The organism is Streptomyces sp. OfavH-34-F (assembly GCF_022347745.1).
GTDB lineage: Bacteria > Actinomycetota > Actinomycetes > Streptomycetales > Streptomycetaceae > Streptomyces.
Map to the genome: position 1 here is coordinate 1 of NZ_JAKRGC010000299.1, position 7,956 is coordinate 7,956.

The window sequence follows — 7,956 nt, forward strand, 5'->3', positions numbered from 1 at the left end:
CGCCCGCCCCCGAGTCCGCCCCCGCCCCCGCCCCGGACGCCGCCACCGCCCACGACGACGACCTCCCGCGCATCGGCCGCATCCCCGCCTACCCCGCCGCCGAACGGGCCGTGCGGGCGCTCGCCGAGGCCGTGCGGTACGCCCAGTGGCGGCGGCAGGCCGCCGTGCCCGGCAAGGTGCCCGACTTCCTCGACGACACCATCGACGCGCCGGGCGCGGCCGCCCGCATCGACACCCTGCTCGGCCAGGACCCCGACCCGCGCGGCCGCCCACTCGGCCACGACGAGGCCCGCGAACTCCTCGCCTGCTACGGCATCGCCGTACGGCCGACGCTGCCCGCGCCCGGCCCGGAGGAGGCGGTGGCCGCCGCCGCGCGGCTCGGCTACCCGGTCGCGCTCAAGACCACCGCCCCCCATCTGCGCCACCGGGCCGACCTCGGCGGCGTACGCCTGGACCTCGACAGCGAGGCCGCGCTGCGCCGCGCGTACGGGGACCTGACCGAACTGCTCGGCGCGCCGGCCGAGCTGCGGCCGGTCGTCCAGGCGATGGCGCCGCGCGGCGTGGACACCGTCGTCCGGGCCGCCATCGACCCGGCGGCCGGCGCCGTGCTCTCCTTCGGCCTGGCCGGGGCCCCCTCCGAGCTGCTGGGCGACACCGCGCACCGGCTGGTCCCGGTCACCGACCGGGACGCCGCCGAGCTGATCCGGTCCATCCGGGCGGCCCCCGTCCTGTTCGGCTGGCGCGGTGCGGCGCCGGTGGACACCGCGGCGCTGGAGGAGCTGCTGCTGCGGGTCTCCCGGCTGGTGGACGACCACCCCGAGGTGGTCTCCATCGCCCTGGAACCCGTGGTGGTCGCCCCGCAAGGGCTCTCCGTGCTCGGTGCGAGCGTCCGGCTCTCGCCGCCGCCCGCCCGGACGGACCTCGGCCCGCGCCGCCTGTCCAACTACTGACCCGGTACCGCCCGCGCGCCCCCGGACCCGCCGGGCGCCGGGCGTACGAGGCGTCCCCGGCAGCCATCCGGCCCCCGTAGGATGGTTCCCATGGCTAAGACCGGTACGACGACCCAGGGGCTGCGCGCGGCGATCGAGCGCAGCGGCTACTACCCGGCCCTCGTGGCCGAGGCGGTGGAGGCCGCCGTGGGCGGTGAGCCGGTCTCTTCGTACCTCGTCCACCAGGAGACGACCTTTGACTCCAACGAGGTGCGCCGGCACGTCACGGTGCTGGTCCTCACGGACACCCGCTTCATCGTCAGCCACACCGACGAGCAGAACGCGGACACCAGCTCGCCGTCCCCGTACGCCACCACCTCCACCGAGTCGGTCAAGCTCGACCGCATCTCGTCGGTCGTGGTCAGCCGGGTCGTGGCCGATCCGGAGAAGTACGTTCCGGGCACGCTGCCCCGCGAGGTCGTCCTGACCATCGGCTGGGGCGCGGTCTCCCGCATCGACCTGGAGCCCGCCGCCTGCGGCGACCCCAACTGCGAGGCCGACCACGGCTACACCGGCAACACCACCGCCGACGACCTGAGCCTGCGGGTCAGCGAGGCCGGTGACGGCCCGGACACCGTGCGCCAGACCCTCGCCTTCGCCCAGGCCCTCTCTGAGGCCACCGCCGCGACCCCCGCGGCCGGCCGCTGATGGCCGAGCCGGCCTGGCAGGACGAGCCCGTCCCGCTGTCCGTGGACAGCGCCCCCGTCCCGGAGTACGGCAGCGGCTCGCTCGCCGATCTGCTGCCGACCCTGCTCGCGGGCCAGGGCGTGCCCGGCTTCGAGGCGGCCATCGGCGAACTCACCCCCGCCGACCGGAACTGCGTCTTCCTGATCGACGGCCTCGGCTGGGAGCAGATCAAGGCGCACCCCGACGAGGCCCCGTTTCTGCACGGGCTGCTGCCCACCTCGCGCGGCGGCACCGGCCGTCCCCTCACGGCGGGCTTCCCGGCCACCACGGCGGCCTCGCTGGCCTCCGTGGGCACCGGCCTGCCGCCCGGCGAGCACGGCCTTCCCGGCTACACGGTCCGCAACCCCGAGACCGGCGAGCTGATGAACCAGCTCCGCTGGACGCCGTGGACCCCGCCGAAGGCGTGGCAGCCCCACCCGACCCTCTTCCAGCTCGCCGACGCGGCCGGAGTGCGCACGGCGCAGGTCTCCGCGCCCGCCTTCGAGCAGACCCCGCTGACCAAGATCGCGCTCAGCGGCGGTTCCTTCCTCGGCCGGCTCAGCGGCGAGGAGCGCATGGACACCGCCGCCGAACGGCTGGCCGCCGGCGACCGCTCGCTCGTCTACACGTACTACAGCGAGGTGGACGGCAAGGGGCACCGCTTCGGCATGGACTCCGACGCCTGGCGCGGCCAGCTGATGTACGTGGACGGACTGGCCCGGCGCCTGGCCGAACAGCTTCCGCCGCGCTCGGCGCTCTACATCACCGCCGACCACGGCATGATCGACATCCCGTTCGACGAGCAGTCCCGGATCGACTTCGACGAGGACTGGGAGCTGAGCGCCGGGGTCGCGCTGCTCGGCGGCGAGGGCCGGGCACGGCACGTGTACGCCGTGCCGGGTGCCGCGTCCGACGTGCTGGCCGTCTGGCGCGAGGTGCTGGGCGAGCAGTTCTGGGTGGCGAGCCGGGACGAGGCCGTCGCCGCGGGCTGGTTCGGCCCCCGGATCGACGAACGGGTCCACGGCAGGATCGGCGACGTGGTCGCGGCCGCCCACGACGACGTGGTGATCACCGCGTCCGTCAACGAGCCGCACGAGTCGGCCATGGTCGGCATGCACGGCTCCATGACCCCCGTCGAGCAGTTCGTTCCGCTCCTCGAAGTACGCTCGTAACGCGTTCCGTCCCCGCGCCGCCGCTCTCCCTTCCCATTCCGAAAGGTGCTCAACCCCTCATGCCCGAGCTTGTGTTCTTCTCCGGAACGATGGACTGCGGAAAGAGCACCCTGGCCCTCCAGATCGGCCACAACCGCTCGGCGAGGGGCCTGCAGGGCGTGATCTTCACCCGCGACGACCGGGCGGGGGAGGGCAAGCTGTCCTCCCGGCTCGGCCTGGTCACGGAGGCGGTCGAGGCGGACGAGGGCATGGACCTGTACGCGTACCTCGTCGCCCAGCTGTCCAAGGGCGGCCGGGTCGACTACGTGATCGTGGACGAGGCGCAGTTCCTGGCCCCGGCCCAGATCGACCAGTTGGCCCGTGTCGTGGACGACCTGGAGATGGACGTCTTCGCCTTCGGCATCACGACCGACTTCCGTACCCGGCTCTTCCCCGGCTCGCAGCGGCTGGTCGAACTGGCCGACCGGATCGAACAGCTGCAGGTCGAGGCCCTGTGCTGGTGCGGTGCCCGCGCCACCCACAACGCCCGGACGATAGACGGCGAGATGGTCGTCGAGGGGGCGCAGGTCGTCGTCGGCGATGTGAACCGCCCGGCGGGCGAGGTCGGTTACGAGGTGCTGTGCCGCCGGCACCACCGCCGCCGCGCGACCGCGGCGTCCGCGCGGGCGGGCGCGCTCTCCCCGGACGTCCTGCCGGTCTCCTCGCCCTGAGCGCGTCCCGCACGCGGCGGCGGAGTCGCCGTCAGACGGCGGCCGACCGCTGGATGGTGAACACCGCACCTTCCGGGTCCGCGACCGTCGCGACCCGGCCGCTCGGGCTCTCCCTGGGCGGGCTCAGCACCTGACCGCCCAGCTCCGCGACCCGCCGCGCCGCCTCGTCCGTGTCGGCCACCTCGAAGTACGTCATCCAGTGCGGACCCCGGTCGCGCAGCGGCGCGTGGCCGACGCCGTGCAGGGAGGCCACCGGACGGCCCTGGAGGTACAGGGTCTGGTAGTCGAAGTCCGCCGAGACGACGGCCTTGCTCTCGTAACCGAAGACCGCCTGGTAGAACTTGGCGACCGTCGACGTCTCCCGCGTCACCAGCTCGTTCCAGACCGGGGTGCCGGGCGCCCCGGCCAGCGTGGTGCCGGCGTGCGCGGCGGCCTGCCAGATCCCGAAGACCGCCCCGCCCGGGTCGGACGCGATGGCCATCCGGCCCGCCTCGCCCGCGTCGAGCGGCCCGACGCCGACCGTGCCGCCGCAGGACCGGATCGCCTCCGCCGTCTGATCGGCGTCGTCGGTGGCCAGATAGGTCGTCCAGGCGATCGGGAGGTGCCGGTCCGGCGGCAGCTGGCCGAGGCCCGCCACCTCCTTCCCGCCGATCAGGGCCCGCACGTACGGGCCCAACTGCTCGGGGCCGGGGCCGAACTCCCAGCCGAACAGCTCGGCGTAGAAGTTCTCGGTCGTGCGCAGGCCGTGCACGATCAGGCTCACCCAGCAAGGTGTTCCGGGTGTACGCCGAGCGGCAGCCTCGGTCATCGTCACTCTCCTCGGACCATCGTGGTGGCCGTACGGGAAAACGGGGCCGGGCGCGCCGTGGTGCGGCGCGAGCGGAGTACGCCCCGAGCAGATGCTTGCACCACCGGGCGCGGGATGCGCTCCGGCCGCGCCGTCCATTCCGGGATCTCGCAGCAGGCGGAACGGTTCGTCGGGATATGACCGTTCGCCGTCGTTACGGAGGGCCGGGACTCTGCGCGAGGATGGCACACATGAAGCCCATCATCTCGGCATCCGATTGTGTGAGCGCACTGGCGGGGCCACGTCCGCCGGTGCTCCTGGACGTACGTTGGCAGCTGGGCGGCCCGCACGGCCTGCCCGACTACGAGGCCGGGCACATCCCCGGCGCGGTCTTCGTCGACCTGGACGCGGAACTCGCCGGTCCGGCGGGCGAGGGCGGCCGCCACCCGCTGCCGGACCCGGCCGTGTTCGGCGCCGCCATGCGCCGTGCCGGAGTCCGCGCGGACACGCCGGTCGTCGTCTACGACGGCGGCCAGGGCTGGGCGGCCGCCCGGGCCTGGTGGCTGCTGCGCTGGGCGGGGCACGAGGACGTACGGGTCCTGGACGGCGGCCTCGCGGCCTGGCCGGGGGAGCTGTCGAAGGAGACCCCGGACCCGGTGGAGGGCGACTTCGTGCCCGCGCCCGGTGCGCTGCCGCTGCTCGACGCGGACGCAGCCGCGGCCCTCGCCCGCTCCGGCGTCCTGCTCGACGCACGGGCGGCCGAACGCTACCGGGGCGACGTGGAACCCATCGACCGGGTCGGCGGGCACATCCCCGGCGCGCTCTCCGCCCCGACCGGCGAGAACGTGGACGCGGACGGACGCTTCCTCAGCGCCGAGCGTCTGGCCGCCCGGTTCGCCGCGCTGGGCGTCGAGGACGGGTCGACCGAGGTCGGCGTCTACTGCGGCTCGGGCGTCTCCGGAGCGCAGCAGGTCCTGGCGCTGGAGCTCGCCGGACACCGGGCCGCCCTCTACGCGGGCTCCTGGTCGCACTGGTCCGCCGACCCGTCGCGCCCGGTCGCCACCGGACCCGACCCGCAGTAACGGAACACCGTCGTCCGGGCGGCGCGCCCGCTGCCGCCCGGACGGCGCACGAGGGCCCGTACGCGCTCGCGTACGGGCCCTCGTCATGTCGTGCGGCCTTCTCAGTCCTGCTTCTTGCGGCGGGTGCCGAAGACGATCTCGTCCCAGCTGGGGACCGCCGCCCGGCGTCCGGGGCGCACCCCGTCCGCCTCGGCCTGCCGGTCCGTCGTCCCGGTCAGCCGGTCGCGGTGGCCGGCGACCGCGCGCGGCATCAGGACGTCCGCGTACGCGGAACCGGCACCCGCCGACGCGGCGGGCGGCTCCTCGGCCTCCGGCTCCTGGGCCGGCTCGATCGCCGGGGGCTCCGGCTGCGAGGGGCGCTCCGGTACGACGAGGTCGCCGCGGAAGCTCGGGACGGCCTCCAGAATGCTGGTGAGCGAATCGCGCTCGCTCGCCGTCACCCCGGCGATCCGCTCCTCCGGCTCGGGGGGCGGCGGCGGGGCGGGGCGCTCGATCTGCCGGTCCAGCGCGCGGTCCAGCGGCCGGTCGCGCGGCAGCCGGGCGATCCGGGGGACGAACGGGAAGCTGGGCTCGGGGGCCGCGACCTCGTCCGTCTCGCCGATCAGCGAACGCGCCTCGTCGTCCACGGCCTGGACCAGCCGGCGCGGCGGGTCGTAGGTCCAGCTCGCGGAGTGCGGCTCGCCGGCGACCCGGTACACCAGGAGGACCTCCCAGGTGCCGTCGTCGCGGCGCCAGGAGTCCCACTGGACGGTCTCCCGGTCGGCGCCGCGCAGCAGCAGCCGCTCCTGCACCGCCTCGCCGAGCTGGGGGCCGGTGTTCTCGCCGGGGCGGCGCACCGGGGTCTTCCGGGCCCGCTCGGCCATGAAGGCGCGTTCGGCGAGCACGGGGCCCTCGAAGCGGCGCACCCGGTCCACGGGAATCCCGGCGAACTGGGCGACCTCCTCGGCGGAGGCGCCGGCTCGTATCCGGGCCTGGATGTCACGGGGGCGGAGGTGGCTCTCCACCTCGATCTCGATCTGCCCCAGCCGGGCGCGGTCGTTGCGCACGGCGGCGCGAAGGCGCTCGTCGATCGGAAGCGTGTATTCCGTGCTGTCCGCAGCCTTGAGCACCAGTCGTGTGCCGTCGTTGGAGACGGCCACGACACGCAGTTCGGGCATGGGGACCTCCCGGGTGGTGCCTGCCGACGTCACGTGCGTCGCTGCTTCCGCTAGTCGAGTGTGGCCTGCCCGGCTGCGGCCTGCCACAACATTGCCGTGTTGCCCGGCGTGTCGGGCGTGAGCCCTTGATCGCCGGTATGCCACGGTAGCCCATGCGCAACGCAAAGTGACCGATGATCACTCTGTGTAGCAGGCCGCCGTGCGATGCCGTGCGCCGCCGGATCGAGTGCCTCCTTCGGCCCCCTCCCGGAGGTTCCGGACGCCCGTGCGGGTATCCGGCCCCAGGGCTCGCCACAGTACTCCATTCGGGCCATGTGGGTGGACCGCCGCGCCGCCGAAGTTATCGGGAGGTGTGGAAGTTGACCTACCCCGCACGATGCCCGCCGCCCATGATCCGTGTCGTGCTTCACACAATCCACGCAACCGGAACTTTCGACTTCGCTCACGTGTCCCTAGATGGTGCAGGGTGGGAGAGATGTCAATCAAGGGCTGGAAATGGTGCGGAAGCCGGAAAGCGACACAGAACCGAAGGAAAGGCGGATCGACCTGAGCCTGCCCCAGGTCGCGGGCAGCGCGGTCGCGGCGGTGGCGGCGGCCGTGGCGGCGTCCCAGCTCGGCGTCTACGGGACGATCGCCGGGGCCGGTGTGATGAGCGTCGTGGCCACCTGCGGCGGCTCCGTCTTCCAGCACTTCTTCCGCCGTACGGGTGAGCAGATACGCGAAGTCACCGTTCAGGTGAAGCACCCCGGACGCGAGGTGACGGTCCACACCCGCGAGACCGGCGCGCGCCGGTCCGACGGCCCGGCTTCCGAGCCCCCGGCCGGGATCACCGCCCTGCTCGCCCCGGTGGACGACGCCACCACGGTGCTGCGCCGCGTGGACGGGAAGGGGAACGGGGACGCGGACGAGACGACGGTGCTGCGCCGCGTGGACGGGGACACCGCCGCGGTCGCGGACGAGACGATGATGCTGCGCGCCGTCCCTCCGGGGCACGGGCCGGACGAGGAGTTCTCGGAGGCCACCACCCACGGCACCCGGCTGCGTGGCTGGAAGCGGTCGGCCATCGGCGCGGCCGTCGTGTTCGTCGTCTCGATGGCCGGCATCACCACGTACGAACTGATCTCCGGCGGCGACCTCAGCGGCGGCGGCGGGACGACCGTCGGCTCCGTCGTACGCGGCGAGCGCGACGCCAAGCCGTCGACCCCCGCACCCGCCGACCAGGGCGACACCCCCGACCGGGACACCACGGACCGCACCCCGGACGACGCGGGCACGCCGACTCCCGGCACCGGAGGCCGGGAAGGCGGCAGCACCGCCCCGCAGCCCGAGCGCGGCGGTGTCCCCGGCGGGACGGCGACGCCCACGCCCACCCCGACCCCCACGGACCCGGCGG

The 7,956-nt window shown here is 74.3% G+C and carries 8 protein-coding genes; 6 read left to right on the plus strand and 2 right to left on the minus strand.

What is annotated here, in order from left to right; all coding sequences use genetic code 11:
* The 4 genes from MHW47_RS28845 to MHW47_RS28860 all read left to right on the plus strand — a co-directional run.
* Positions 1–950: acetate--CoA ligase family protein (locus tag MHW47_RS28845; protein WP_239226698.1), on the plus strand; the 950-nt coding region annotated here is incomplete at its 5' end.
* A 90-nt stretch (positions 951–1,040) separates the two neighbouring features.
* Positions 1,041–1,637: a DUF5998 family protein gene (locus MHW47_RS28850; RefSeq protein ID WP_111338629.1), complete on the plus strand. Its 597-nt coding sequence runs from the start codon at positions 1,041–1,043 to the stop codon at positions 1,635–1,637.
* Positions 1,637–2,827, plus strand: coding sequence for an alkaline phosphatase family protein (locus MHW47_RS28855; protein ID WP_239226699.1), 1,191 nt, complete (start codon positions 1,637–1,639; stop codon positions 2,825–2,827). The genes MHW47_RS28850 and MHW47_RS28855 overlap by 1 nt, the downstream gene beginning before the upstream one ends.
* A 59-nt stretch (positions 2,828–2,886) precedes the next feature.
* A complete protein-coding gene (locus MHW47_RS28860; protein ID WP_239226700.1) occupies positions 2,887–3,537 on the plus strand; it encodes a thymidine kinase in 651 nt (216 codons plus the stop codon).
* A gap of 31 nt (positions 3,538–3,568) precedes the next feature.
* Here MHW47_RS28860 and MHW47_RS28865 read toward each other — a convergent pair whose 3' ends face one another.
* Positions 3,569–4,345: a VOC family protein gene (locus MHW47_RS28865; protein ID WP_239226701.1), complete on the minus strand. Its 777-nt coding sequence runs from the start codon at positions 4,343–4,345 to the stop codon at positions 3,569–3,571.
* A 230-nt stretch (positions 4,346–4,575) separates the two neighbouring features.
* Between MHW47_RS28865 and MHW47_RS28870 the strand changes: the two genes are divergently transcribed.
* Positions 4,576–5,406 (plus strand): sulfurtransferase, encoded by an 831-nt coding sequence (locus MHW47_RS28870; RefSeq protein ID WP_239226702.1) that lies wholly within the window; start codon positions 4,576–4,578, stop codon positions 5,404–5,406.
* 101 nt (positions 5,407–5,507) lie between these two features.
* On the opposite strand, the gene sepH is transcribed toward MHW47_RS28870, so the two are convergent.
* Entirely contained in the window at positions 5,508–6,563 is a 1,056-nt protein-coding gene (gene sepH / locus MHW47_RS28875; RefSeq protein WP_239226703.1) for a septation protein SepH, read from the minus strand.
* 495 nt (positions 6,564–7,058) lie between these two features.
* Here sepH and MHW47_RS28880 point away from each other — a divergent pair.
* A partial coding sequence (locus tag MHW47_RS28880; RefSeq protein ID WP_239226704.1) for a hypothetical protein occupies positions 7,059–7,956 on the plus strand: 898 nt, incomplete at its 3' end.

What these genes read in the sequence shown, in the direction of transcription:
- MHW47_RS28850 (WP_111338629.1), top strand. Translation starts at nt 1,041, where the DNA reads ATGGCTAAGACCGGTACGACGACCCAGGGGCTGCGCGCGGCGATCGAG.
- MHW47_RS28855 (WP_239226699.1), top strand. Translation starts at nt 1,637, where the DNA reads ATGGCCGAGCCGGCCTGGCAGGACGAGCCCGTCCCGCTGTCCGTGGAC.
- MHW47_RS28860 (WP_239226700.1), top strand. Translation starts at nt 2,887, where the DNA reads ATGCCCGAGCTTGTGTTCTTCTCCGGAACGATGGACTGCGGAAAGAGC.
- MHW47_RS28865 (WP_239226701.1), bottom strand. Translation starts at nt 4,345, where the DNA reads ATGACCGAGGCTGCCGCTCGGCGTACACCCGGAACACCTTGCTGGGTG.
- MHW47_RS28870 (WP_239226702.1), top strand. Translation starts at nt 4,576, where the DNA reads ATGAAGCCCATCATCTCGGCATCCGATTGTGTGAGCGCACTGGCGGGG.
- sepH (WP_239226703.1), bottom strand. Translation starts at nt 6,563, where the DNA reads ATGCCCGAACTGCGTGTCGTGGCCGTCTCCAACGACGGCACACGACTG.